Below are 25,419 nucleotides of genomic sequence, written 5' to 3'. Positions count from 1 at the left end.
TGGACGGCGCGAGGCTTCACCTGCAAGGCTCGCGCAGATGAAACAGCGGTTTGCGGCGATGACATCCCAGAACGAGAGCATGGACGCGCGGGACTGGTCGTTGCTCGGCCTGCTCTCGCTGCTGTGGAGCGGATCGTTCATCTTCAACGGCCTCGCCTTGGAGGAACTGCCCCCGCTGACGCTGGTGCTGCTGCGCATCGTGCTGGCGGCGGCGATTCTGCTGCCGGTGGCGCGACTGCGCGGGCTCGGCTTTCCCCAGGGGGTTGTCGGCTGGCTGCCGTTCCTTGCCGTGGCGCTGTTCAACAATGTCGTGCCATTCTGCCTGATCGTGATCGGCCAGACGTTCATCACCTCCGGCCTTGCTGCTGTCCTCAATGCGACGACGCCGCTGTTCACAATCGTGGTGATGGCCGCCGCGGGAGAGGAAAGGCTGTCGGCCCGGCGGGCAGCGGGTCTGGTCGTCGGCCTCGTCGGGGTCGTGATCCTGCGGGGCGGACCGGGGCTCGACGGCTCGGCAGGCGGGTACGGCATTCTGTTCGGTCTTGGCGCGTCGCTCAGCTACGGCATCGCCGCGCTGCTGGTGCGCCGCCATCTCGCCCATTCGCCGCCGCTTGCAACCGCCACCTTCCAGCTCTCGGCTTCCAGCGTGATGATGCTGGCCATCGCCGCTGTCGTCGACCAGCCCTGGCGTCTCCCGCTTCCCGGACTGCAGACCTGGGTCGCGGTCATAAGCCTTGCGGCGCTGTCGACGGCGTTCGCCTATATCGTGTTCTTCCAAATCCTGCGCCGCTCCGGGGCGACCAACGTGATGCTGGTGACGTTGTTGATCCCGTTGACGACGATCCTGCTCGGGTCGCTGGTGCTCGGCGAAAGCATCTCGTTGGGGGAGATCAGCGGCGCGCTGGTGATCGGGAGTGCGCTGCTGGTGATCGACGGTCGCATCTTCAGCGTCATTCGCCCTTCACCGCGACCGTCCTGCTGAACTGCACGCGCACGATCACTTCGTGCCGAACATCCGATCGCCGGCATCGCCCAGACCGGGCACGATGTAGGCGTGGTCATTCAGCTTCTCGTCGATCGCCGCGGTCCAGATCGGGATGTCCGGATGCTCCTTCTCGAACTTGGCGATGCCTTCCGGTGCCGCCAGCAGGCAGACGAAACGGATGTCGCGGGCGCCGCGCGTCTTGAGCAGCTCGGCAGCCGCGCAGGCGGAGTTGCCGGTCGCGAGCATCGGGTCCATCAGGATCACCGTGCGGTCGCTCAGGTCCTGCGGCGCCTTGAAGTAATACTCGATGGCCTGCAGCGTGTTGGGATCGCGGTAGAGTCCGATATGGGCGATGCGCGCGGACGGCATCAGCGCCAGCATGCCGTCGAGGAAGCCGACGCCGGCGCGCAGGATTGGCGCAAGCGTCAGCTTCTTGCCGGCGATCTTCGGCGCCTTCATCGGCGCGATCGGCGTTTCGATGTCGACCAGCTCGAGCGGCAGGTCGCGCGTGACCTCGTAGGCCAGCAGCATGCCGATCTCGTTCAACAGCTCACGGAAGCCCTTGGTCGAGCGGTCACGCTCGCGCATCAAGGAGAGCTTGTGCTGGACCAGCGGGTGATCGACGACGTGAACGCTCGTGTTTGCCATGATTCAAGTCCAGCAGGATCGCAGGTTCTGTGGGAGATGGATGCGTGCCAGGCTCATGGCAGCACCTCGCGGCGGTCGGCGAGCATCGTCTCCGCCTGGCTGCGGCGCTCGGAGAGGAGCCCGGCGCTGACGTCCTGGATCAGGTTGAGCAGCACCTGCGCATCGCTGAGCCGCGGCACGGTCACGTAGTCGGCGCCGGCAGCGTAGAGGTCGTTGACGTCGGCGAGCAGGTCGGCGGTCGCGATGATCTTGGCCGATGCATTGATGCTGCGGACATGGCGCACCAGCTTTTCGTTGTTGGCACCCTTGAGCAGCGAATCCGGGATGCTCAGGATGATCAGCTCGGCCTGGCCCACCCCCGCATGAATCAGCGTGTCGACGTTGCTGATGTCGCCATAGGTCACCTGGATGCCGCGATCGGACAAGGTTCGGAAGACGACGGGGTTGAAATCGACCACGCCGATCTGCTCCAGCAGCGCCGGCTCGTTGCGCTCGATCTCGCTGAGCAGGGCGCTGGCGGTGCGGAAGAATCCGAGGAGAACGATCGGCCGTCCGGCGCCGTGTCCGCCCTCATGTCCGGCCTCGCCATCCTTGCTTGCATCGAGGTCGCGCAGACCGATCCGCTTGAGCAGCGGGATACTTCGCCGCGCGATCGGATCGGAGCGTACGATGACGAAGGTCGAGAGCACGGCGAGCAGCACGAAAGCAAAGGACGCTGCGCTCGACGTGCCGTTCTTGAGGTGCCCGGCGGCGGCGCCGGTCTGGATCACCACCAGCGAGAATTCGCTGATCTGGGCGAGGTTGAGCGCCGGCAGCAGGCTGGCACGCAGGCCCTGCCGCATCATGTAGAGCGGCGTGAACGTCGTGAGCAGCCGGCTCGCCACCGTGAACAGCGCGATCACGAGCGCCAGCCCCACCACGGACATCGTCGGGATCGGGATCGTCATGCCGAGCGCGACGAAGAACAGCGTGATGAAGAAATCGCGCAACGTCGTGACCTTGGCGGTGACGTCGAGCGCGTAGGGGAAGGTCGACAGCGAGACGCCCGCGACCAGCGAGCCCATCTCGCGCGACAGGTGCAGCCTTTCAGCGATCTCGCCGATCAGGAAGCACCAGGCCAGCGCGCCGAGCAGGATCAGCTCCGGAGTACGCGCGATGCGATGGAACACCGGCGGCAAGACGTAGCGGCTGAGGAGCAGGGCGATCGCGACCAGTGTGCCGGCGCGGGCGAACGACAGCAGGATCACGCTGACATGGAGGTCGTCGAGGCTCGGCTGCACCGCCAGGAACAGGATCGCGAACACGTCCTGCAGCACGAGCACGCCGAGCGTGATGCGGCCGGGCAGGGTGTCGAGCTCGCGCTTCTCGTACAGCACCTTGACGATGATGACGGTCGAGGACAGCGCGCAGGCGACGCAGAGATAGAGTGCGTCGTAGCTCTCGGCGCCCATCCGCATGCCGATCGCGACGAAGAACAGGATGCCGAGCGCGGCACCCCCGAGCAGTTGGACCCCACCAGCGATCAGAATCACCGGGCCGGCACGGATGATCTTCTTGAGGTCGATCTCGAGCCCGATCATGAACAGCATGAAGATCAGGCCGAGCTCGGAGATCACCGAAATCGACTCCTGGGACTTGACCCAGCCGGTGCCGAAGGGGCCAATGGCGAAGCCCGCGACCAGATAAGCGAGAATCGAGGGCTGGCGCCATCTATGTGCCGCCAGTCCAAGCACCCACGCAAACAGGATGCAGAGCGTGATGTCGCCGATCAGTTCATGCATGAAGCAACCCCCAAGGCGGCAACTTATGTCGTGCCGCCGCGCAAGGAAACCCGCAATCTGTCACATCCGGACGGGCGCATTCGCGCTGCTGCTCATCGCAGCTGTTGCGGCCGGCGCGGCGCAGGCCGCCGACGACGTGACCACCGCTTTCGCGAGCTCGCTGACGCCAGTTCCGGCGGAGCCCGTCACGGTCACGGGCGCCGTCTATGTCCCCGTCTATTCCAGCGTCGCGATGACCCCGGGCCGGGTCCAGGCCGATTTCTCGGTGACGCTGAGCATCCACAACGCCTCCGAGCAGCGGCCGCTGATCGTCCGGCGCATCAACTATTACGATACGGCCGGCACGCTGGTGGAGGCGCATCTGCGCGAGCCCGTCGCCTTGAGGCCGTTCGCGACCGTCGAGGTCTTCGTGCCCATCAAGGACACCCGCGGCGGCACCGGCGCCAATTTCGTCATCGACTGGGCCGCGACCGGTGAGATTGCCGAGCCCGTCGTCGAGGCGCTGATGGTCGGCGGCATCGGCGCCGGCCATTACGCCTTCATCAGTCAGGGCCGCCCGATCCGGCTGACCGGGCGGTGAGCGCGGGGCGGCTCAGGCCGCCCGCACGTTGCCGAGGAATCGGTCGACCTCCTGCCGCAGCCGGTCGCTCTCCCGCGACAGCGACTGCGCCGCCGACAGCACGTTGCCCGAAGCAGAGCCGGTCTGCGAGGCGCCGCGCTGGACGTCGACTATGTTGGTGTTGACCTCGGTGGTGCCGCGCGACGCTTCCTGGATGTTGCGCGAGATCTCCTGCGTCGCCGCGCCCTGCTGCTCGACGGCGGCGGCGATGGTCGAGGAGATTTCCGACAGCCGCTCGATCGTCGTGCTGATCTCGCGGATCGCCGACACCGATTCCTGTGTCGCTGCCTGGATGCCCGAGATCTGCTGGGCGATCTCACCGGTGGCCTTCGAGGTCTGCTCGGCGAGCGCCTTGACCTCGGACGCGACCACGGCGAAGCCGCGGCCGGCATCGCCGGCGCGCGCCGCCTCGATGGTGGCGTTCAGCGCCAGCAGGTTGGTCTGGCCGGCGATGGTGTTGATCAGCTCGACCACGTCGCCGATCCTCGCGGCTGCCTTCGAGAGCTCGTTGACGCGGTCGTTGGTGGTGCGCGCCTGATCGACGGCGCCGTTGGCGATGCGCGCCGATTCCTGCACCTGGCGGCTGATCTCGGTCACCGACGAGGTCAGTTCCTCGGTGGCCGAGGCGACCGACTGCACGTTCGTCGCGGCCTGCTCGGACGCGGCGGCCACGGTGGTGGCGAGCTCCTGCGAGCGCGTCGCGGTCGAGGTCAGCGTGCCGGCGGACGTCTCGAGCTGCGACGAGGCCGAGGACACCGTCTGCACGATGCCGCCGATCGCGCTTTCGAATTCGCTGGCGAGCTTGTTCATTCCGGCCTTGCGCTTGACCTCGGCCGAGTGCTGCACGGCCTTCACTTCCTCGCTGTTGAAACGGACGATCGCCTGCACGGTCTGCAGGTTGCGCAGCGCCTCGCCGAGCTCGTCGTCGCGCTCCACCGGAATGCGGTTGTCGAGCTTGCCGGCGGTGATGTTCTGCATGGCGTCGTTGAGCACCTTGAGCGGCCGCAGCACCGCGCGGATGCTCTGCAGGCTGAACGTAGCGCCGATTCCGATACCGGCCAGGATCATCACAGAAATGATCGCGAGCACCACCAGATATTGTCTCTCGGCCTCCTCGTAGAGCGCCTTGCCTTCCTTCACCTGGATCTGAACGAGCTTGTCGAGTTCGTGCTTGGCGGCCTCGAACAGATCATGCCCCTTGGTGGCGATATGCTGGCTCGCCTCGTCGAACTTGCCCTGCTCGAGCAGAGCCAATCCCGGCCTGATGCCTTCCTCCAGATAGGCCTTGCGCTTGATCGCGAAGGCATCGGCGACGATCTTCTCCTCCGGCGTCAGGTAGCTCGCCATGTAGTCGGCCCAGACCTTGGTGATCCTGGCGCTGTTTCCGTCCACCAGCGCCCTGATGCCGTCGATCGGTTTTCCGGCCTTGCCGTTCGCCGCCGCAGACTGTTGCGACGACATGTTCTGCAAGGTGCGATCGTTGATCTCGAGCAATTGCGCCAGCGGGATCGTGCGATCCTCGTACAGCGACTTCATGGCGACGTTGGTGGAGCGGGTCGACAGCAGGCCGGCCGCGCCGATGATCAGCATGAACACGCCCAGCACCGCGGCCAAGGTCGTCAGGCGCGCCCTGAGCGTACCCGTGAAGAGCGACAGGCGGTCGAACACCGAGCGGCGGCGGATGACGCCCGCGCTGATCGCGTAGCCCTGCGCCTTGTTCTGATTCAACAGCCCGTAGACCTTCTCGGCCTCGGCGCGCTGCTCGGCCGGCAGCTTGGTGCGGATGGAGGTGTAGCCCGTGATCCGGCCGTTCTCGCGGATGGGGGATGCGCTCGCCAGTACCCAGTAGAAGTCACCGTTCTTGCGGCGGTTCTTGACGGCGCCGGCCCACGGCTTGCCTTGCTTCAGCGTGTCCCAGAGATTGGCGAATGCGGCCTCCGGCATGTCGGGGTGGCGGATGATGTTGTGCGGCTGGCCCATCAGCTCGTCGGGGGTGAAGCCGGCGGCATCGACGAACTGGTCGTTGAAGTAGGTCAGCTTGCCCTTCAGATCGGTGCGCGAGACGATCAGCGTCTCGTCGGTGATCGGGTATTCGTTGTGGGTGACAGGCAGATTTTTGCGCACGGTATGACTCCAAATTGTCCCACCTGCATGCGGACACTGGATGCAGAGTTTCAGATCACCGCCTAGAAGGCGCCGACTCCTTAAAAGTTGCGTAAAACCTAGGCACCGTACGACTACGCACTGCTCATAAAGGTTGCAATTTGTATGGAATGCTCGCTCTCGCGCGCAAGTATGTGATTCAGCGTGCAGAAAGAGCTCCCGCGGCGCGGTGCACCCGGGGTTTTCGGCAGCGCCCCCCTCGACGCGAGGGTGCAGGGAATGCCGGGTGAAGGCCTCACCCATGGCCCGCCTGCGAGAAGAATGCAGGCGGCAGGTACCACAGGCAAAGCCGTAACCGGCATTCCCTGCGCGATGGTTTTAACAACTTATACGCGATCTCCCCGGGGACCGGCTTTCTTGCCCCCGTCATCCGCGCCAGCGCATCTGCACCGGCACGAACTTGGCGCCAGCATCGGGGCGCCAGGACCACGCGACTTCATCGTCCGCGACCGCCATGCCCGTCGTGCATCGCAGCCCGCGTCCACCGCATCCCGCCCCAACGTCCGTGACGACGCGTACGCCCCTCGCAGAGAGGGCAGGATGGGGGGATCATACATGATTTCTGGAAAAAAGAAATAACAAAATCGCGTGGGAGAATTCGGATGAGGGAGTTGCTGCCGGGCGTGGTCCTCCCCTTCAGCCGAATGATGGGCACCCGCCCGCGGTGGGGCCGGCCACGTCTTCGTGCTCCCGGCCAAGCGATGATCAGCCGCGTGGACCGTTTCGGCGGTCCGCTTGGCCGTTCTTCACCGGTTCACGCGCCGGGCGGCTCTTCCGTTCGAAAGCCCGCCGCGGCGATGCCGGCGATCGCGCAGGCTTCGTCATTGTCGCCGAGATCGCCGGAGATGCCGACGGCGCCGAGCACCTGCCTGTCCGGTCCGAGCACCAGGACGCCGCCGGGCGAGGCGACGAGGCGGCCGCCGGTCGTGGCTGATAGCATCGTGAAGAATGTCGGCATGTTGCCGGCGCGACGGCTCAGCTCGCGTGATCCGAAGCCCATGCCGAGCGAGCCGAAGGCCTTGCCGAAGGCGATGTCGAAGCGGACGATGCCGGCGCCGTCCTCGCGCTGATAGGCGATCAGGTGTCCGCCTGGATCGAGCACGGCGACCGCGAGCGGCGCGAGGTTCTTCGCACGCGCTTCGCGCAGCGCGGCGTCGATGATGATCACTGCGTCGGCGAGCATCAGCATGATGTGCGGTTCCTCATTCAATCTGCGATAGTGCCTCAGACGAACATCGCGAGGATGCCGAGAGGGTTCTCGGGCCGCGGAACGCGGAAACTGATCGTCTTCCAGTCCGCAGCGGCCGGCCGTTCCAGGCAGCGATCGAGCCAGCGGTCGACATGGGGCCATGGTGACATGTCGAGCGTGCCGAGCCGGGCCAGCGTCATGACGGCGGCGACATTCAGGTCGGCCACGGTGAAGCGGCCGCTGACGAGATAGGGCCTCTCGGTGAGATGCCGATCGAGGACCGCCAGCGGACGGCCGAGCTTGGTGAGCGCGATCCCGAGCTCGTCGGCATCGCGCTTGTCCGCATCGAACAGGACGCGATTGGCTGCGGCGAGAAGCAGGGGCTTCTCGATCTCGGTCACGACCCAGAAGCTCCACTGGGTGACGAGCGCGTCTTCTTCCAGGGTGGCCGGAGAAAGGTCGCTGCGGTAGCGGCGCGCCAAATGAAGGTTGATCGCGAGCGACTCGAACAGGCGGATCTCGTCGGAGACGAACGCGGGCACGCGTCCGTTGGGATTGATCTTCAGGAAGTCCGGCGTGTGGGTGCTGCCGTCGGTGAAGCCGGTCGGAACGTGCTCGAAGTCGAGCGCGAGCTCCTTCAGCATCCAGGCGCAGCGATGCGCGCGCGAGTGCATCGAGCCGTACAGACGTATCATGGTGTTTCCCCGGTTGTGACAGGCCTGCTGCGAGGCTCTTTGTCATTGGAGTGTTTGTCGTTCAGCGCGAGGCGCTGGCGGATCCGCGGCTGGCGCCTCCGGTGGCCGGATGCGTTAAAGGACGTCGGCGTTCACCCAGATGCCGTGGAAACCCTCATGCACCCGGCACGGGAAGCGGATTGTCGCAATGGGGCCGGCCGACAGATTGCGTGCGTCGAGGATGACGAGATCGGTGCGGTTCTCCGCCCGCCGTCCGACGATGCTGAGCAGCCAGCCGTCGCCCTCGGCTGCGTGCGCGCTGCGGGGAACGAAGCATGGCTCCTCGGGCGAGCTCTCGGGGCCGGCGTAGTAGAAGTCGAGCTTGCCTGTCTCCTCGTCGAAATGTCCGAGGCAGGTGAAGGGCGGTCCCTTGGGGCCGAAGGGCAGCATCGGGCCGAGCCTGGGATTGTTGGTGCCGAACCAGAAGTGCCGGACGCGGGCCATCGCGAAGCGCTGGTCGATGACCGGCATCTCGCCGATGTGTCCGATGAAGCGCGAGATGTCGATGGCGCCAGATGCACTCGACAGATCGATCGTCCAACGTTCGCCGAAGGGCGGCAGCTCCTTGGCCTCGGGATCGCGGATGTCCGGGAACTGGCTGAGCCAGCCGGACTCCGTGACGAACTGGTCGAGCACCAGGCGGCTGCCGTGCTCCCAGGCGTTGAAGGTGTGGGTCTGCATCGCGAGCTTCGGCGCGGTGAACCAGCGGATGCCGGCCACGCCCTGCCGGCGCGGGATCACGGCGACATGGGTCTGCCTGTGGCTGTCCCAATGCCAATAGGGCTCGCCCTTCGTGACGCGATCCCAGTCGCAGACCATCGGGCAGATCACGAAGGCGATGTAGTTGCGTGATACCAGGAAGTCGTGGACCATCGAGCAGTAGGGCGCGGTAAAGCGCTCGGTGCGGGTGAACTCGCCGTCCGGCGCGATGGTGTAGAGCTCGATGTCATTGCTGGCCGTGCCCTCGCAATTATAGGCGAACGCGATGCACTCGCCGGTGAGCGGGTCCATCTTGGGATGGGCGGTGAAGGTGCGGCTCCGGAGCTGGCCGCCGAAATCGGTCTCGCCACGGGTCTCCAGCGTGACCGGATCGAGCTCGTAGGGGCGGCCGGATTCCTTCAGGGCATAGAGCTTGCCATGGTGCCACATCACCGAGGTGTTGGCGGTGTTGGCATCCTCGCCCGCCACCTCGGGTGAATCGGTGAACGGATTGCGATAGGCGCCGAACAGCGCCTTGCCCGCCTGCCGCTCGATCAGGAACTTGCGGGTACGGACGTAGCGCATCGCCAGATCGGCATGACCGTTCTGGATGCGGACCATGTGCACCATGCCGTCGCCGTTGAGGAAGATGTCCTTGCCCAGCAGAGGCGGGTAGGTGTGGTCGGCGCTGTTGCGGTAGTAGACGCCTTCCAGCCCCGCCGGAATGCGGCCGATCACCTCGAGGTCGTGCACGTCGCCTTCGATCCGCACCGGAGCTGCATAGCCGGAGAACACGATATCCTGCGGAAACTCCAGGCCGTTGTGCTGCGTGACGTGTTTGTTCATGGGACTCTCCTTGGGGGCAGGGGGCTCAGGCGGAGCGCAGCATGGCCGGTGATGCGGCGGTGCGTGCCTTGAAGGTCAGCATCAGGACGACGGCGAGCGTGGATATCGTTCCGGCCACGTAGCTCAGGCCGCCGTAGCCCAGGCTCTCCACGATCGCGCCGGCGACGGCGGGTCCCGCGGCCGATCCGATCATCATCATCGCCGGTGTCGCCGCGACTGCGCGCCGGCTCGGGTCGATCTGCGACAGCAGTCCGAACAGGAACGTGTGGGTGAAGATCACGATCGAGACGTAGGGGATCGCAAAGGCCGCGTAGGTCGAGAAGCCCTGGGCATTGACGATCACGAAAGCCAGCATGGCCTGCAGCAGCGGGCCGGCAATGCCGATCGCGATCGGCGACAGGCGTCGTTGCAGGGCCGCCGCCAGCGCGCCGGGAAGCAGGTTGATGAAGCCGACGGCGATCAGAACCTTGGTGACGTCGTCCTGCGACAGCCCCTTGTGATGGCCGATGCGCTCCAGGAAGGAGAAAACGAGCGACTGGTTGAAGGCGAGGCAGATCACGACGGCGATGATCAGCCAGGCTCGGCCGGGCATCGCGTGCAGCATCTCGCCGCCGGTCTCGGCGGCGGCGACGGAGCGCGGGAAGCCGAGAGAGGCCAGGAGCGCCGCGACCGCCATGCTGGCTGCGAACACCGCGAACAGCAGGCGCGGGCTGATCGCATGGATCAGGGCCGGCACGGTGGCGAAGAAGGCGACGCTGAAGACGGCGAGCGCGACATTGGCGAGGCCGAACAGGCGGTGCGGATTGTCGGTACGGCCCATCGTGCCGTGCGTCATCGACAAGGCGGCACCGGCTGCGAGGCCCGCGATGGCGTGGATGATCGGCAGAACCCAGAATGGCACCAGCTCTGGCGGCCTGCCGGCGAGATAGCCGAACGCCGCAGCGGCCACGACGAAGCCGCCGACCACGATGCTGCGCGCGTCGAGCCGCGTGAACGATCGCGCGGTCACCAGGCTCGCGAGCACGATGCCCGCCAGGAAGCTGGTGACGGTCGCACCCGCCTGCGCCGGCGACAGACCGTAGAATTCGATGAACGTTCCGACCCAGACCGGCAGCGCCACCAGGTCCAGCATGCCGGCCACGTGGCACGTGGCGAGCACGACTCCACCCGAGCTCGATCGGCTCATGTTTCCCTCCCCGTGAACGGACCAGTCGCGGGGGCCCCTTGGCCCGGGCTTTCGCGCCCTCTGCCGACGCTGGTCCGAGCACACGCTAGGTCGAACCCGTGATCCGGCAAAATCGATTGAATTGCGCATCGTCATCGATACGATCGATACCAAGTGACAAGTCCAGGGGAAGGGAGCGCGCTGCGATGCGGCTGGACAGGTTCGATCTCAATCTGCTGGTGGCGCTCGACGCGCTGCTCGACGAGCGCAACGTCACGCGGGCTGCGGATCGCCTCCGGCTCGGTCAATCCGCGACCAGCGCCGCGCTGGCGCGTCTGCGCGAGTTCTTCGAGGACGAGTTGTTGACCCAGGTCGGACGGCAGTTCGAGCTGACGCCGCTCGCCCAGGCGCTGGTCGAGCCGGTCAAGGACACGCTCGTTCGTGCGCGCGCCGCGATCAGCACGAGGCCGGACTTCGATCCCTCGACGATCAGCCGCACGTTCCGAATCTGTGCATCCGACTACGCGACCTATGTGCTGGTGTCGCGAGTGGCGATCGCGCTCGCGCAGCGCGCGAGCGGATTCCAGCTCGAGATCGCGCATCTGCCCAAGCATGTCGAGCAGGTGTTCGGGCTCGGCGACATCGACCTGCTGATATTGCCCGAGCAGTATGCATCACGGATAGCGCATCCGCAGACGCATCTGCTGTCGGACGATCATGTCTGCATGATGTGCCGGGAGCGGCCGTTGCGGCGCGGCAAGCTGTCCGAGGACGATTATTTCGCGGCCGATCACGTCAACGTCCGCCTCGGCGAAGCCGGCTCCTTCTCGTTCGAGGAATTGTTCTTCCCGCGCGCCGGCCGGCCGCGAAAGATTGCCTGTACGGTCGATTCCTACTGCCTGCTGCCCAGGATGCTGTGCGGGACGGACCGGATCGCGACACTGCATCGGCTGCTCGCGCAGGATCTGGCGCTGCATTATCCCGTGAAGTTCGTCGGCTTCCCGTTCGAGATTCCGCGCCTGAACGAGTCCATGATCTGGCCCTCGTTCAGGGATCAGGACCCCAGCCACAAATTCCTGCGCCAGGTGTTCGCCGAATGCGCGGCGCAGATTGCGTCCGAAGGCCGGAGCAGGGCACGCGCGTCGCGCAAATGACCGGATGTTGTCTCGTGCCCGTCGGTCGGCGGCCATTCCGACCTGCTGCTCGGCGCGATCACGGTGAAGGATCTGGCCTTGCGCAAGGCGCTCAAGGATGTGCTGGTGCGGCAGCATCGGCCTCGAGGAGCCGGGCGAGTTGGGGAAAGATTTGTCGCGCTTTGTCGATGCGCTCGGCGCGGCGTGAGCCGGCCGGGTCCGGGCGCGGCCGGGCCAGCCATGGGCGGCCTCGGCGGCCGGTATCCCGGAATTGTCCGGTGTCGTGCCCGCCCGGCTGCAATGGTGTTTCGCCGGACCGGATGGTATGGCTCGACACACGCGCGATCGACGCGACCAGCAATGGACCGAGGCATGATCATGAGCGGCAAGCCGGTGATCCGGATCATTCTTGGGGTCGCGGCCCTCATTGTCCTGGCGGCAGCGCTGGTCGTCGTGTTCGATCCCGCCCTGGTCCGTGACGTCCCGATCATCGGGCGGGACAAAACGGCCGCGAGCGGAGCGGCAATCCCGGCGGCCGAAGCGCCGGGGCAGTCCGCATCGGTTCCGACCGCCGAGCAAGCGCCGTCCGCCGCGGACCATGGTCGCGGCGCGAGCCCGCTTGCGACGATGCAGCAGCAGGCGAGTGGTCTTGCCGACGCGCTGGGCCCGCTGGTTCCGCAGTCGGGCGCCGAAAGCGATGGTCCGGCGTTCGATGTCGTCAACGTCGCTCCTTCGGGTGACGCCGTCGTCGCCGGGCGCGCAGCGCCCGGCGCCACCGTGGAGCTGCTGCGCAACGGCGAGGTTCATGACCGCGTCGTTGCCGACCGGGCCGGACAGTTCGCCATGGTGCCGCCCCGTCTCCCTGCCGGAACCTACGATCTGACCCTGCGATCGAAGCTCGCCGACGGACACGAGGTGACGTCGAAGCAGAGCGTGGCGGTGAACGTCGAGGCCGGGCGGCAGCAGGCCACGGTGGCTCTGCTGTCGCCGGATGAGCCGACGCGCGTTCTGTCGAAGCCGGCCGGCGCGATCCCGCAGGCGCTGGCGGTGGACGCGGTGGATCACGAGACGAATGGCGTCCTGCGCGTCAACGGCCGGGCGCGTCCGGGCGCGACGGTGAGGCTTTATTTGAACGATCGCCTGATCTCATCGACGGTGGCGGGTGCCGACGGACGTCTCAGCATCGCGATCGGCAAGGACGTCAGCCGGGCGGGCAAAGACCGGATCAGGCTCGACGAGGTCGATCCGGCATCCGGCTCCGTCCAGGCGCGCGCCGAGGTCCCGTTGAGCCTGCCCGACGACGCGACGACTGCATCGCTGTCCTCGGTTGTTGCGGGGGCCGAGACGGCCAAGGCACGCGCGGCCGCTCAGTCCACGCTGGTCGCGGCTGCAGGCAACCCGCGTGAGGCGATCGTGCCCGCTGCCAGAGGCGAGCCGAAGATGACGACGGTAACGGTCGCCCGCGGCGATAGCTTGTGGCACATCAGCCGCCGCCTGCTCGGAGGCGGCACGCGCTACGCGGTCATCTACAAGGCAAACCGGGAGCAGATCCGAAGTCCCGATCTGATCTATCCGGGGCAGGTCTTCATGCTCCCGGCCAGGCGATAGGCCCGGCTCCGGAGCGCCCGCGCGGGGCGCTGCACCGCACCAACTTGATGTGAGCGAATTGACTTAGCCCGCGCTCAGCCGGACGCCGGCGCGCAGGAATTTCTGCGGGTCGACGGCTTCGCCGTCGATGCGGGTCTCGTAGTGCAGATGCGGGCCGGTCGAGCGGCCGGTCGAGCCGACCTCACCGATGATGTCGCCGATCTTCACATGCTGGCCGATCTTGACGTTGATCTCGGAGAGATGGCCGTAGCGGGTGGAGAGGCCGTTGCCGTGATCAACCTCGACCATGCGGCCGTAGCCGCCGGCCCAGCCGGCGTTGACCACCTTGCCGTTGGCGGTGACGCGGACCGGATCGCCGGTGGCGGCGCGGAAGTCGAGGCCGGTGTGCATGGCTGGGCGGCCGAGGAACGGATCGGAGCGCACGCCGAAGCCGGAAGTGAACTCGACCTCGCCGATCACCGGCTTGCGATAGGGCACCAGCGACAGCGTGCGATTCATCTTCTCGACCTGGGCGCGGGTGATGCTGATGCGGTAGAGCTGGCGCTCGAACGGACCGGATTCGGCGCCGAGCTTGACCGGCACGAACGGGCCGCCCATGCCGCCCTTCGGTGCCGCGGCTTCGAGCTGACCCATGTCGAGGCCGAGATCGGTGATGACGCCGCGCATCCGGCGCAGCTTCGATTCCAGCGTCTCCTCGGCCGAGGACAGCATCGCGATCTGCCGCGCCTCGACCTGGTCGAGCGAGCGCGTCAGCCGCGTCAGCACGTTGTCGACGCCGGCGAGCTTGGTCGATGGGTTCGGCTGCGCGTTGGCCATCACGGGGCTGCGCGATTCGAGCCGGGCCTCGCGGTCCGGCGGCGCGGTGAAGATCACGGTGTCGCTGATCGGCGACGGCTTGGGCGTGGCTGGCGCCGACGGCGGCTCGATCGCGACAGGCGCGCGCGCCGGGGCGCGGATCGAGCCGGTGATGTCGGGCATGCTGCCGAGCGCGGTGGCGCGGCCTTCAAGCGCGCTCTGGCGCTTCAGGATCTGGTCGAGCTTCTGGTCGAATTGCTCCTGGTCGAGCAATTGCCGGCTGGTGGCGCGATCGACCTTGGCGCGTAGCTCGGCGATGCGGTCCTCATAGGCGTATTGCATCTCGGCCTGGCGCGCGATCAGCCGCGTCAGCACGTCGTCGCGAAACGCGAAATAGGTCGCGGTCGCCGCCGACCACAGCCCGAGCAGGCTGACGGTGCCGACCACGATCCAGAATACCACCGGGCCGATGCGCACCTGCTTGCCGGCATGCACCAGCGTGTAGTCGCTCTGCGACGCGGCCGCGACCGGCGCCGGATGGCTGACGGGGGCGCGCCGATGGTGATGGGCGTGCCCACGGTCATGAGAATGGTGCTGGGGATATTCGGCGTGATGGCCGGAACGATACGACATCGGCACTCCCGCGCCGGCCGGAGATCGTCGTTCCAGCGGCGTCATTTACGGGAGCGATTTGACCCCTGCATGGTTAATTTTCCGCCAACGCCGTCAGGCGCATTCTCAGAGCGCGCGCGCCGCCGCGAGCACCGCGTCGGCATGGCCGTCGACCTTGACGTTGCGCCACACTTTGGCGACGCGGCCGTCGGCGCCGATCAAGACGGTGCTTCGGATGATGCCGAGAAACTTGCGGCCATAGAGCGACTTCTCGCCCCAGGCGCCGTAGGCCTCCAGCATCTCATGTGTCTCGTCCGAGATCAGGGGCACGGCGAGATCGTGCTTGTCGCGGAAATTGTCCTGCGCCTTGACCGAATCGGCGGAGACGCCGAGCACTGCGGCGCCGGCGGCGGCGAAGTCCTTCGACAGGCGGGTGAAGTCGATCGCCTCCTTGGTGCAGCCGGGCGTATTGGCCTTGGGATAGAAGAACAGCACGAGCTTCTGGCCGCCGTAATCGGCCAGCGAAACGGTTCCGCCGCCATCGCGCGGCAGCTTGAACGCGGGTGCCTTGACGCCCTCGGCGAGGCCCGTTCCAGTGGTGGCTGGCGTCCTGGGCCCGGCCTTCGCAGCTCCCGTTTTGGTGGTCGCGGCTTTGGACGTCGCGGTCTTTGCGGAGGTCGTCTTTGCGGAGGTCGTCTTGGTGGCTTTCGTCACTGCCGGTTTGGCCGTCTTCTTGGTGGCCTTCTTGGCCGCGGTGGCGAGCCGGTTCCCGTCAATCGCCCCGTAGGACGCCGGGTTGGAGGATTTCTTTTGTGATTCCTTTGACATACGCCTTCCTTTCGTCGCTTTCGGCGGCTCAAAAATGAAAGTATCTCGGTTCTTGTCCGGTGTCCCGGGATCGATCGGGAATCCGTGCTTCGCGGCGCGCAGGGGATCGTGTCTCTTGCGATGAAGCGAAGATCACGGCTACCAGCAGGCGTGAGCACCAGCGCAGTTGAGCACAGTGCAATGACGACTCTCGTACCGTCTCCGGATCAGACGTCCCCGCCACAGAATTCGTCCGGCGGTGGAGAGGCGCCGGTCCGCTGGCGCGAGCAGGTGGGCAAACCTGACGGCGGCGGGGTATAGTGACGAGGATGTCGCGCGTCGTCCGCGCCGCCGGCGAAGCGCCAGCGGCGTGTTGACAGCACCCGCCGAAGCGTGACGGGATCATTTGGGGCATCGAGTCCTGCCGGCAGTGAGCACGCGCGCTGCGTGAACGGGCGGGGCCACACCGGCGACCAACCTGGCCGAGGCCAGGTTGGCACGAATGTTTCGGACACGAGGGGCCGGCACCGAGAGGCAATGGCAAGACAGACATCACCCCACCGGCCCCATCTGCAAGCGGACACCCAGGGCCAGCAGTGGGATGAGGCCGACTGGGATGTGGCCGACCAGTATGAGGCTGCCGCCGAGCACGACGAGACGGTCGGGCAGCGCGCCCGGCGCCTGTTGTCGCGGCCCGATTCGGGCGGGAGCACCGGTCGATTCGGCTGGGCGCGTCCGCGTCTGCCGGGCGGCCGCGTGGCCAAGCGGATCGTCATCACGCTGGCATCGCTCATGCTGCTCGTCGGGCTCGGCTTCGCCGGCCTGTGGCTGCGGCTCGGTGCGGGCCCGATCAGCCTCGATCTGGCGACGCCGTGGCTCGCGGCGGCGATCGAGGACAATATCGGCCACGGCAACACCGTCGAGGTCGGCGGCACCCAGATCGAGCGTGCCGGCCGGATCAGGATCGCGGTCCGGATCCGCGACATCATCGTGCGCGATCAGGATCACGCCATCGTCGCCAGCGCGCCCAAGGCCGAGGTGCGGCTGTCCGGCGCCGCGCTGCTGATGGGCCAGCTGCGTGCCGAGAGCCTCAAGCTGGTCGACGCCGAGCTCGCGATTCGCATCACCCCGGACGGCACCGTCACGGTGTCGACGGGGGAGACCACCAAGCCGCTGGCAACGGGCGTCGCCTCCAAGCGCGATGCCGGCCTGCCGCCGACATTCCCGCGACCGGGACAGGCCGCGCCACCGCCCAATGCACCGGGACCGCAGGCCGGCTCGCAGCCAGCACCGCCGGCCATGTCGACTGTGCCCGCGACCGCTGCGCCGAACGGCCTGCTCGCCGGCCTGGACTGGCTCGACAGCCTCAGCCTCACCGGGCTCGATGGCCAGAACCTGAACGAGATCGGGTTGAAGAACGGCGTGCTGATCGTCGACGACCAGCAGCGCGGCAACAAATGGACGTTCGAGAACATCAGCCTCAGCCTGCGCCGGCCGTCCGGCGGCGGGGTGGCGCTGAGCCTCGGCGAAGAGGGCGCCAAGCCGTGGCAGCTGCGCATCCTGGTCGGGCCCCAGGCCAACGGCGTGCGCACGGTGGACATCAAGGCCGACAAGGTCTCCACCAGCAACATCCTGCTGGCGATGCGGGTCAAGGATCTCACCTACATGGCGGACCTGCCCATGACCGGCGAGATCAAGGGCGAGCTCGCGCGCGACGGGCTGCCGACCTATCTGCGCGGCAAGATCAACATCGGCGCCGGCAAGATCATCGACACCGATACGCCCGACTATCCGATGGCGATCGACTCCGCCGAGATCAGCATGGAATGGGACGCCGGGCGCCGCGTGCTGATCGCGCCGTTGAAGGTGATCTCGGGCGCCAACCGCATCACGCTCAACGCCAATCTCGAGCCTCCGAACGACACCGCAAACGACTGGCGGCTGGGTCTCAGCGGCGGCACCATTCTGCTTGGCGCCATCGAAAACGAGCCACCGCTGATCTTCAACCGCATCTCGATCAACTTCCGCTTCGACACCGAGGGCAAGCGCGTGCTGCTGACGCAGGCCGAGGTGTCCAACGGCGAAATCGGCGTCGCCGGCACCGGCAGCGTCGAGTATGCCGGCGAGCCGCGGCTGAAGCTCGGCTTCGCGGCGACGCCGATGCCCGCGCTGGCGATGAAACGGATCTGGCCGGCGCTGATCGTGCCGGAGGTGCGGGCCTGGATCATCGAGCGCATCGAGCGCGGCTCGGTGCAGCGGATCGACGTCGCCGTCAATTCGCCGACGCGCAACCTGCCGCGCAAGGGGCCGCCGATTCCCGACGATGGTCTCGACGTCAACATCGTCGCCACCAATGTCACCGTGCATCCGGTCGACGGCTTGCCGTCGGTGCGCGATGCCGACGTGAAGGCGCATGTCACCGGCCGCACCGCGACGGTGACGATCGGGCAGGGCGTCGCGGATACGCCGGCCGGGCGCAAGCTCAACTTCTCCGACGTCGTGTTCGAAGTACCGGACATGGCGCCGAAGCCGTCGCCGTCGCGGGTACGCATGCGCGTCGAAGGGCAGGTCGCCGCTGCCGCCGAGATCCTCGCCTCCGACCGGCTCAACGATCTGTCGTCGATGCCGATCGATCCCAACCAGACCAAGGGAACGTTCCAGGCCAGCGTCAATCTCGCGATGCCGGTCAAGGGCGAGCTGACCAAGGCCGACACCAGCTACGCGGTCACGGCCGATCTCAACGGCTTTGCCGCCGACAAGCTGGTGATGAACCAGAAGCTCGAGGCCAACACGCTCAAGATCGTGGCCAACACCGCCGGCTATCAGGTGAAGGGCGACGTCAAGATCAACGGCCAGCCGGCGACGCTCGACTATCGCAAGCCGACCGAGGGCGACGCCGACATCAAGATGCAGGCGATCCTCGACGATGCCAGCCGGGCCCGGCTGGGCATGGATCTGGGCACCGCGATCACCGGCAACGTGCCGCTCAAGCTCAATGGCAAGATCGCGGGCTCTGCCGATCGCGACAGCCGCATCGGCGTCGAGGCCGATCTGACCCAGCTCAAGCTCGACAACCTGCTGCCGGGCTGGGTGAAGAACCCGGGCAAATCCGGCAAGGCCACCTTCAACGTCGTCGCCAAGCAGCAATCGACGCGCTTCGAGGACATCAACATCGAAGGCGGCGGCGTCTCCATCAAGGGCTCGCTGGAAGTCGACCAGAACGGCGACCTGATGAACGCCAACTTCCCGACCTATTCGCCGTCGGAAGGCGACAAGACGCAGCTCAAGGCAGAGCGCGGCCAGGACGGCGTGCTGAAGCTGTCGATGCGCGGCGACGTGTTCGACGGCCGCGGCTTCCTGAAGTCGGCGATCTCGGGCACCAACAAGGACGCCGACAAGAACAAGGCACGCTCCAACCTCGACTTCGACGCCGAGGTCAAGTTGGGCGCCGTCGCCGGCTTCAACGGCGAGGCGCTGCGCAGCGTCGACCTCAAGTTCTCCAGGCGCGGCGGCGCCTTCAAGAGCTTCAATTTGACCGGCAAGGTCGGCCGCGACACGCCCGTCACCGCCGACATCCGCGTCGGCCGCGAGGCGCCGAGCGCTGATCCTCGCGCGCGTCGCCAGGGCCGCGAGGTGATCTATCTGGTAACCAACGATGCCGGCGCGCTGCTGCGCTTCGCCGACACCTATTCCAAGATGGCTGGCGGCGAGCTGGAACTGGCGATGGAGCCGCCGACGGCCGACTCCAGCCCCAAGGAAGGCCTGGCGATCGTTCGCAACTTCACCGTCAGGGGTGAGCAGGCGCTGGATCGCGCCGCCTCCGGCGCAGCACAGGGCGCCTCGCAAGGCATCGCATTCACCATGCTGCGCGCGGAGTTCACGCGGCAGAACGGGCTGCTCTCGATCCGCGACGGCGTCGTCAAGGGACCGACGCTCGGCCTGACCATCGAGGGCAGCATCGACTACAACGTCAACCAGGTCCGGGCTTCGGGCACGATCGTGCCGCTGTACGGGCTGAACAACATGTTCAACCAGATCCCGATCGTCGGGCTGTTCCTCGGCGGCAGCAATGAAGGTCTGTTCGGCGTGACCTATGAGGTTGTGGGCACGCCAAGCCAGCCTGTGGTGCGCATCAACCCGATCTCGGCCATGCTGCCGGGCGTGACGCGCAAGATCATGGACTTCAACACCGGCAAGCAGCCATACCCGCCGGCGGAGCTGCCGCCGAACAATTGACGCTGCCGGCCGCCGGCGTTCGGCGACGTCAACAGACCCGATCGATGCGGTTCAGGCCGCTCTGAGGCCAGCAAGGAAGGTGTCGACCTCGCGGGAGAGCTGCTCGGCCTGCTTGGAGAGGTTGCCGCCCGCGATCAGCACGTGGCCGGCACTCCCGGTCTCATTGGCCGCCGTCGAGACGCCGCCGATGTTGGCGGTGACCTCGCGGGTGGCCTGCGCGGTCTGGGTGACGTTGCGCGCGATCTCCGCGGTGGCCGTTCCCTGTTCCTCGATCGCCGATCCGATCGTGGCCGCGATCGCGGACACCTCCTCGATGGTCAGGGTGATGGCGTCGAGCGCGCCGACCGCTTCCCGCGTCGCGTTCTGGATCCGGGCGATGCGGTCGCCGATCTCCTGCGTGGCCTGTGCCGGTCTGGCTGGCCAGACTCTTCACCTCCGCCGCGACCACGGCAAAGCCGCGCCCGGCTTCGCCGGCGTGCGCGGCCTCGATCGTGGCGTTGAGCGCCAGCAGGTTGGTCTGGCCCGCGATGCTCGAGATCAGCTCGGCGACGTGCTCGATCTGCTTGGCGCCATCGGCCAGGGCGCGGACGATCCCGTCGGTATGGCGCGCGCTTTCGACGGCGCGTCCTTGCCGAAACAACTATCATCAAGCTGCTTACTAATCATGAACGCGTGGTTGTTGTGCGCCGTCCACTATGTGGACGGGCGGCTATCGGAGCGCGCAAGCACATCGTACTTGGACCGCGGGCCGACTAGGTGCGAAGGGCCGGAACGACCAGGAACGGGATCATGCCGATGACGACGCTCACGAGCGCGAGCAGAATGACGGCATCATAGCCGTGGGTGAGATCGTGGATGACGCCGCCGCTCCATGATCCCAGTGCCGATCCGAGCCCGCTGCCGATCGTGATCGTGCCGTAGATGGTCCCAAGCCGCCTGCCGCGGAAGATCTTCATCGCGGTCGCCGACAGGAGCGGCCCGCGCGAGCCGATCATGCTGCCGAAGCAGACGACGAAGCCGGTGAGCAGGAAGATGTTCGGCGAGAATTGCAGCGCCCACAGCATCAGGATTCCTGCGATCGATACGGCGTAGGAGAACAGCACCGACGGCCGCCGGCCGATCAGCCCGTCGAGGGCCGAGACGCCGAGCATGCCAAACAGCAGCACCACGCCCGAGAAGCCCCAGGCGGTGGCGGCCTGCAGCGGCGCAAAGCCGGCATCGATCAGATAGGCGACGACCTGCGGCGCGATCGCATACATGCCAACGGCGGTGAAGAAGAAGGTCGAGAACAACGCCCAGAAGGCGTGATGGCGCAGCGCTCGCGACAAGGTCCAGGCATCGTCGGCGAACTCGTCGGCGACGGGCCTGGTGATGTGGGGCGCGCCGGCGGCAAACAGCCGCCAGGGCAGCAGCGCCAGCGGCACCAGCAGGATGAAGGTAGCGGCGCCGAACGCCTGATATGTGCTGCGCCACCCGATCGCGTCGATCAGCAGTTGCGAGCCCGGTAGCAGGATCAGCACGCCGGCGCCGGTGGCGGAATAGATCACCGCCATCGCGGTCGGCAGCTTCTTGCCGAACCAGCGGCCCAGCAGGATCGAGTTGGGGACGTTGCCGATCAGCGCGATGCCGATGCCGACGCACAGGCCGATGCTGATCTGGAACTGCCACAGCGCCCGCGCGTGCGCCGCGGCCGTGAAGGCGGAACCAAGCAGCAGGAGGCCGAGCGCATAGACGGCGCGTGGTCCGGAGTGATCGAACAGCCGCCCGATCAGCGGTGCGGCGAGGCCGCCGGCGAGCGCCGTCAGCGAATAGATCGAGACGACCTCGGAACGGTCCCAGCCGAAGCTGTCGGAGATCGGCTTGAGAAAGACGGTGAAGCTTTCCCCCAGCCCGCGGCCGACCACCGAGAGCGCAAAGCAGAGACCCAGCACCACGAACGCCATGCGCGCGCGTGGTGGAGCTGTCGGCGTTTCCTCGGCTTGCGCAGTCTCTTGCGGCGCGCTGATCGTCATGCCCTGAGGGAGCGCCTTTCGGCCTTCCCTGACAAGCAGGCAAAAACGAATGCGGCTATGCAGGCCTGACCAGCACGTGGCGCTTCTTGCCCAGCGACAGCTTGATCACGCCCTCGCTGGTCAGTGCAGCCGGCGTCAGCGCCATCTTCTCGTCGGTGACCGCAATGTCGTTGACGCGCAGGCCACCGCCCTTGATCTGCCGCCGCGCCTCGCCGTTGGAGCCGACGAGGCCGGCCTTGACGAAGGCGTTGAGCACGCCAAGGCCAGCGTCGAGCTCGGCCTGCGGCACCTCGACCGTCGGCAGGTTCTCGGCGATGGCGCCTTCCTCGAAGGTGCGGCGGGCGGTCTCGGCAGCGGTGCGTGCCGCCTCTTCGCCATGCAGCAAGGTGGTGGCCGCATCGGCCAGTGCCTTCTTGGCCTCGTTGATCTCGGCACCCTGCAGTGCACCGAGCTTCTCGATCTCGGACAGCGGCAGCGTGGTGAACAGCTTGAGGAACTTGACGACGTCGGCGTCCTCGGTGTTGCGCCAGTACTGCCAGAAATCATACGGGCTGCACTGGTCGGCATTGAGCCAGATCGCGCCCTGCGCGGTCTTGCCCATCTTGGCGCCGGATGCGGTGGTCAAGAGCGGCGTGGTCAGCGCGAAGAGCTGCTCGGTGCCCATGCGGCGTCCGAGCTCGACGCCGTTGACGATGTTGCCCCACTGGTCGGAGCCGCCCATCTGCAGCCGGCAGCCGGTGCGCCGCGCCAGCTCGACGAAGTCGTAGGCCTGGCAGACCATGTAGTTGAACTCGATGAAGCTCATCTCCTGCTCGCGCTCAAGCCGCAGCTTGACCGAGTCCATGGTCAGCATGCGGTTGACCGAGAAATGCCGGCCGATGTCGCGCAGCATCTCGATCCAGTTCAGCTTCGTCAGCCATTCGGCATTGTCGAGCATGATGGCGTCGGTGGCGCCATTGCCGTAGCGCAGCACCTTGGCGAACACGCCGCGGATCGACGCCTTGTTGGCCTCGATCTCCTCGACCGTGCGCATCGCGCGGGTCTCGTCCTTGCCGGAGGGATCGCCGACCATCGTCGTGCCGCCGCCCATCAGGGTGATCGGCTTGTTCCCGGTCTGCTGCAGCCAATACAGCATCATCATGGTCAGGAAGTTGCCGATGTGCAGCGAGCGTGCGGTGCAGTCGTAGCCGACATAGGCGGTCGCCTGGCCCTTGGCGGCGAGGGCATCCAGCCCCTCGAAATCCGAGCACTGATGAATGAACCCGCGGCTCTGCAGCACGTTCAGGAAATCAGACTTGAAGCCAGTCATTGTCGGCGACTCTGAGCATTTGTTTACGGTATTGACCGCTTGTCGCGGGGACGTGCGGGAGGCACATGCCACGGATACGGGCGTTGTGGCATTATAAGATGCGCCGGGCTTGTACAAGCATGTGCACGGCCTGGGCGGGACCTCAAATCGGCCGTACTTGGCAAGCAGGGCAGGGTTTTCAGGTTCGACTGCAATGATTCTGACCGCACTTGGCCTCATGAGTGGCACCTCGCTCGACGGGGTGGACGTGGCCCTGATCGAGACCGATGGGCGGCAGGTCAAGAGCCTCGGTCCCTCGGGCTACCGGGCCTATAGCGCCGCGGAGCGCAGCCTGCTGCGCGAGGCGCTCGCCGATGCGGTGCAGATCGAGCGGCGCGATGCGCGCCCCGGACGGGTGCGCGACGCCGAGCGCGTCGTGACGGTGGCGCATGCCGAGGCGGTCGCCGCGTTCCTGGCGCAGCACCGGCTCAAGCCCGAGGACATCGATATCATCGGCTTCCACGGCCAGACTGTGCTGCACCGCCCCGAGCGCCGCCTGACCGTGCAGATCGGCGACGCGGCCGTGCTTGCCAAGTCCGTCCACATCCCGGTGATGCACGATTTCCGCGCCGCCGACGTCGATTTCGGCGGGCAGGGCGCGCCGTTCGTACCCGTCTATCACCGCGCCCTGGCGCAGTCGCTGTCGCGCGCGGGGCCGATCGCCGTGGTCAATATCGGCGGCGTCTCCAACATCACCTATATCGACGGCGACGACGTGCTGATCGCCTGCGACACCGGTCCCGGTAATGCGCTGCTCGACGATTTCATGCACCGGACCACGGGACAGGCATTCGATCAGGATGGCCGCGTGGCGGAGCAGGGCAACCCGGACGAGGCCTGGATCACCAGTGCGCTGGAAATGCCCTTCTTCGCGCTGCCGCCGCCGAAATCTCTCGACCGCAATGATTTTGCCGCGCTGAAGCTGGGCGATGTGAAGCCGGCGGACGGGGCCGCGACCCTGACGGCGTTCACGGCCGCAGCGATTGCCCGCATCGTCCCGCTGCTGCCGAAGCCGCCGGCGAGCTGGATCGTCTGCGGCGGCGGCGCCCGCAACCATACCATGATGCGGATGCTACGGGAGCGTGTCGCGCCGGCGAGCGTCGAATCGGCCGATGCGCTGGGCTGGTCGGCGGACGCCATCGAGGCCCAGGCGTTCGGCTTCCTGGCGGTCCGCGGCATGAAGGGCCTGCCGCTGAGCTATCCCACCACCACCGGCGTGCCGTTTCCGATGACCGGCGGAGTGATCGCGCGACCATGATCTATGCATCTGCATGGACCTTGACAGTTCCATGCGCATGCATCTAGTTTGATGCATCTGCATCAAACTGCCGAGGATGTCATGGCGCCTGCCCTGAAGCTGATCAGCCACAAGCTCTGCCCCTATGTGCAACGCGCCGTCATCGCGCTCACCGAGAAGGGCGTCGCATTCGAGCGGATCGACATCGATCTCGCCAACAAGCCCGACTGGTTCCTGAAGATATCGCCGCTCGGCAAGGTGCCGGTGCTGGTCGTGCCGACGGCGCAAGGCGAGGTGGCGCTGTTCGAGAGCAACGTGATCTGCGAGTACATCGAGGACACGCAAGCCGGCGCGCGGCTGCATCCCGAGGGCGCGCTCGCGCGTGCGCAGCATCGCGCCTGGATGGAGTTCGGTTCAGCGATCCTCGGCGATCTCTGGGGCCTGGAGACGACGCAGGATGCCGCGGTGTTCGCGGCCAAGCGCGAGGCGCTGACGGCGAAGTTCGTCCGCGTTGAGGCTGCGTTGGGCGAGGGGCCGTATTTCGATGGCGTCCGCTTCAGCCTGGTCGACGCCGTGTTCGCGCCGATCTTCCGCTACTTCGATGTGTTCGATGGCTACGGCGATCTCGGCATCTTTGCGTCCACGCCGAAGGTTCGGGCGTGGCGCGATCGGCTCGCGCAGCGGCCGAGCGTGAGGACGGCGGTCAGCGCCGACTATCCGCAGCTGCTGCGCGCGTTCCTCGCGCGGCACGATGCGTATTTGTTGAAGCAGGCGGCGTAGGGAGGTTGTTGTCGTACCGAGC

18 protein-coding genes and 1 pseudogene are annotated in these 25,419 nt (G+C 66.6%); 7 read left to right on the top strand and 12 right to left on the bottom strand.

Annotation, left to right across the window (positions count from 1 at the left end):
• Positions 1-37 precede the first annotated feature (37 nt).
• Positions 38-982, top strand: coding sequence for a DMT family transporter (locus QX048_RS25905; RefSeq protein ID WP_315826867.1), 945 nt, complete (start codon positions 38-40; stop codon positions 980-982).
• 15 nt (positions 983-997) lie between these two features.
• On the opposite strand, the gene upp is transcribed toward QX048_RS25905, so the two are convergent.
• On the bottom strand, positions 998-1,633 hold the full coding sequence (gene upp, locus QX048_RS25900) for a uracil phosphoribosyltransferase (protein WP_315751689.1): 636 nt from the start codon (positions 1,631-1,633) through the stop codon (positions 998-1,000).
• A 53-nt stretch (positions 1,634-1,686) separates the two neighbouring features.
• Positions 1,687-3,414, bottom strand: coding sequence for a cation:proton antiporter (locus tag QX048_RS25895; RefSeq protein WP_315826868.1), 1,728 nt, complete (start codon positions 3,412-3,414; stop codon positions 1,687-1,689).
• Positions 3,415-3,439: 25 nt separating this feature from the next.
• Here QX048_RS25895 and QX048_RS25890 point away from each other — a divergent pair, with 25 nt between their 5' ends.
• Complete coding sequence (locus QX048_RS25890) at positions 3,440-3,994, top strand: DUF3124 domain-containing protein (RefSeq protein WP_315826869.1); 555 nt, start codon at positions 3,440-3,442, stop codon at positions 3,992-3,994.
• A 12-nt stretch (positions 3,995-4,006) separates the two neighbouring features.
• On the opposite strand, the gene QX048_RS25885 is transcribed toward QX048_RS25890, so the two are convergent.
• From QX048_RS25885 to QX048_RS25865, 5 genes are all read right to left on the bottom strand, one after another.
• A complete protein-coding gene (locus QX048_RS25885) occupies positions 4,007-6,157 on the bottom strand; it encodes a methyl-accepting chemotaxis protein (protein WP_315826870.1) in 2,151 nt (716 codons plus the stop codon).
• Between the two features lie 793 nt (positions 6,158-6,950).
• Positions 6,951-7,385 (bottom strand): GlcG/HbpS family heme-binding protein, encoded by a 435-nt coding sequence (locus QX048_RS25880; RefSeq protein ID WP_315826871.1) that lies wholly within the window; start codon positions 7,383-7,385, stop codon positions 6,951-6,953.
• A 35-nt stretch (positions 7,386-7,420) separates the two neighbouring features.
• Positions 7,421-8,080: a glutathione S-transferase family protein gene (locus QX048_RS25875; protein ID WP_315751685.1), complete on the bottom strand. Its 660-nt coding sequence runs from the start codon at positions 8,078-8,080 to the stop codon at positions 7,421-7,423.
• Between the two features lie 114 nt (positions 8,081-8,194).
• Entirely contained in the window at positions 8,195-9,664 is a 1,470-nt protein-coding gene (locus tag QX048_RS25870) for a carotenoid oxygenase family protein (protein ID WP_315826872.1), read from the bottom strand.
• 25 nt (positions 9,665-9,689) lie between these two features.
• Positions 9,690-10,850, bottom strand: coding sequence for an MFS transporter (locus tag QX048_RS25865; RefSeq protein ID WP_315826873.1), 1,161 nt, complete (start codon positions 10,848-10,850; stop codon positions 9,690-9,692).
• A gap of 185 nt (positions 10,851-11,035) precedes the next feature.
• Between QX048_RS25865 and QX048_RS25860 the strand changes: the two genes are divergently transcribed.
• On the top strand, positions 11,036-11,983 hold the full coding sequence (locus tag QX048_RS25860) for a LysR family transcriptional regulator (protein ID WP_315751682.1): 948 nt from the start codon (positions 11,036-11,038) through the stop codon (positions 11,981-11,983).
• Between the two features lie 351 nt (positions 11,984-12,334).
• Complete coding sequence (locus tag QX048_RS25855) at positions 12,335-13,570, top strand: LysM peptidoglycan-binding domain-containing protein (RefSeq protein WP_316172211.1); 1,236 nt, start codon at positions 12,335-12,337, stop codon at positions 13,568-13,570.
• 63 nt (positions 13,571-13,633) lie between these two features.
• Here QX048_RS25855 and QX048_RS25850 read toward each other — a convergent pair whose 3' ends face one another.
• Both QX048_RS25850 and QX048_RS25845 read right to left on the bottom strand, forming a co-directional pair.
• Entirely contained in the window at positions 13,634-14,998 is a 1,365-nt protein-coding gene (locus QX048_RS25850; RefSeq protein WP_315712165.1) for a M23 family metallopeptidase, read from the bottom strand.
• A 105-nt stretch (positions 14,999-15,103) separates the two neighbouring features.
• Positions 15,104-15,805: a peroxiredoxin gene (locus QX048_RS25845; RefSeq protein ID WP_315826877.1), complete on the bottom strand. Its 702-nt coding sequence runs from the start codon at positions 15,803-15,805 to the stop codon at positions 15,104-15,106.
• Positions 15,806-16,321: 516 nt separating this feature from the next.
• Here QX048_RS25845 and QX048_RS25840 point away from each other — a divergent pair.
• Positions 16,322-20,020, top strand: a complete 3,699-nt coding sequence (locus tag QX048_RS25840; protein ID WP_315826878.1) for a DUF3971 domain-containing protein — start codon at positions 16,322-16,324, stop codon at positions 20,018-20,020.
• 51 nt (positions 20,021-20,071) lie between these two features.
• Here the strand turns inward: QX048_RS25840 and QX048_RS25835 are convergent.
• From QX048_RS25835 to tyrS, 3 genes and pseudogenes are all read right to left on the bottom strand, one after another.
• Positions 20,072-20,648, bottom strand: a pseudogene (locus QX048_RS25835) (methyl-accepting chemotaxis protein); the annotation flags it as partial.
• Between the two features lie 124 nt (positions 20,649-20,772).
• The gene (locus QX048_RS25830) at positions 20,773-22,032 is read right to left on the bottom strand and encodes an MFS transporter (protein ID WP_315712162.1); all 1,260 of its coding nucleotides are present in this window, start codon (positions 22,030-22,032) and stop codon (positions 20,773-20,775) included.
• A gap of 55 nt (positions 22,033-22,087) precedes the next feature.
• The gene (tyrS, locus tag QX048_RS25825) at positions 22,088-23,341 is read right to left on the bottom strand and encodes a tyrosine--tRNA ligase (protein WP_315712161.1); all 1,254 of its coding nucleotides are present in this window, start codon (positions 23,339-23,341) and stop codon (positions 22,088-22,090) included.
• A 193-nt stretch (positions 23,342-23,534) separates the two neighbouring features.
• Between tyrS and QX048_RS25820 the strand changes: the two genes are divergently transcribed.
• Both QX048_RS25820 and QX048_RS25815 read left to right on the top strand, forming a co-directional pair.
• Positions 23,535-24,638, top strand: coding sequence for an anhydro-N-acetylmuramic acid kinase (locus QX048_RS25820; protein ID WP_315751675.1), 1,104 nt, complete (start codon positions 23,535-23,537; stop codon positions 24,636-24,638).
• Between the two features lie 81 nt (positions 24,639-24,719).
• On the top strand, positions 24,720-25,397 hold the full coding sequence (locus tag QX048_RS25815) for a glutathione S-transferase family protein (RefSeq protein ID WP_315712159.1): 678 nt from the start codon (positions 24,720-24,722) through the stop codon (positions 25,395-25,397).
• The last annotated feature ends 22 nt before the right edge of the window (positions 25,398-25,419 follow it).

The sequence above is a fragment of the Bradyrhizobium sp. SZCCHNS30572 genome (genome assembly GCF_032484415.1).
GTDB lineage: Bacteria > Pseudomonadota > Alphaproteobacteria > Rhizobiales > Xanthobacteraceae > Bradyrhizobium.
This window is presented reverse-complemented; position numbering and strand designations above follow the sequence as displayed.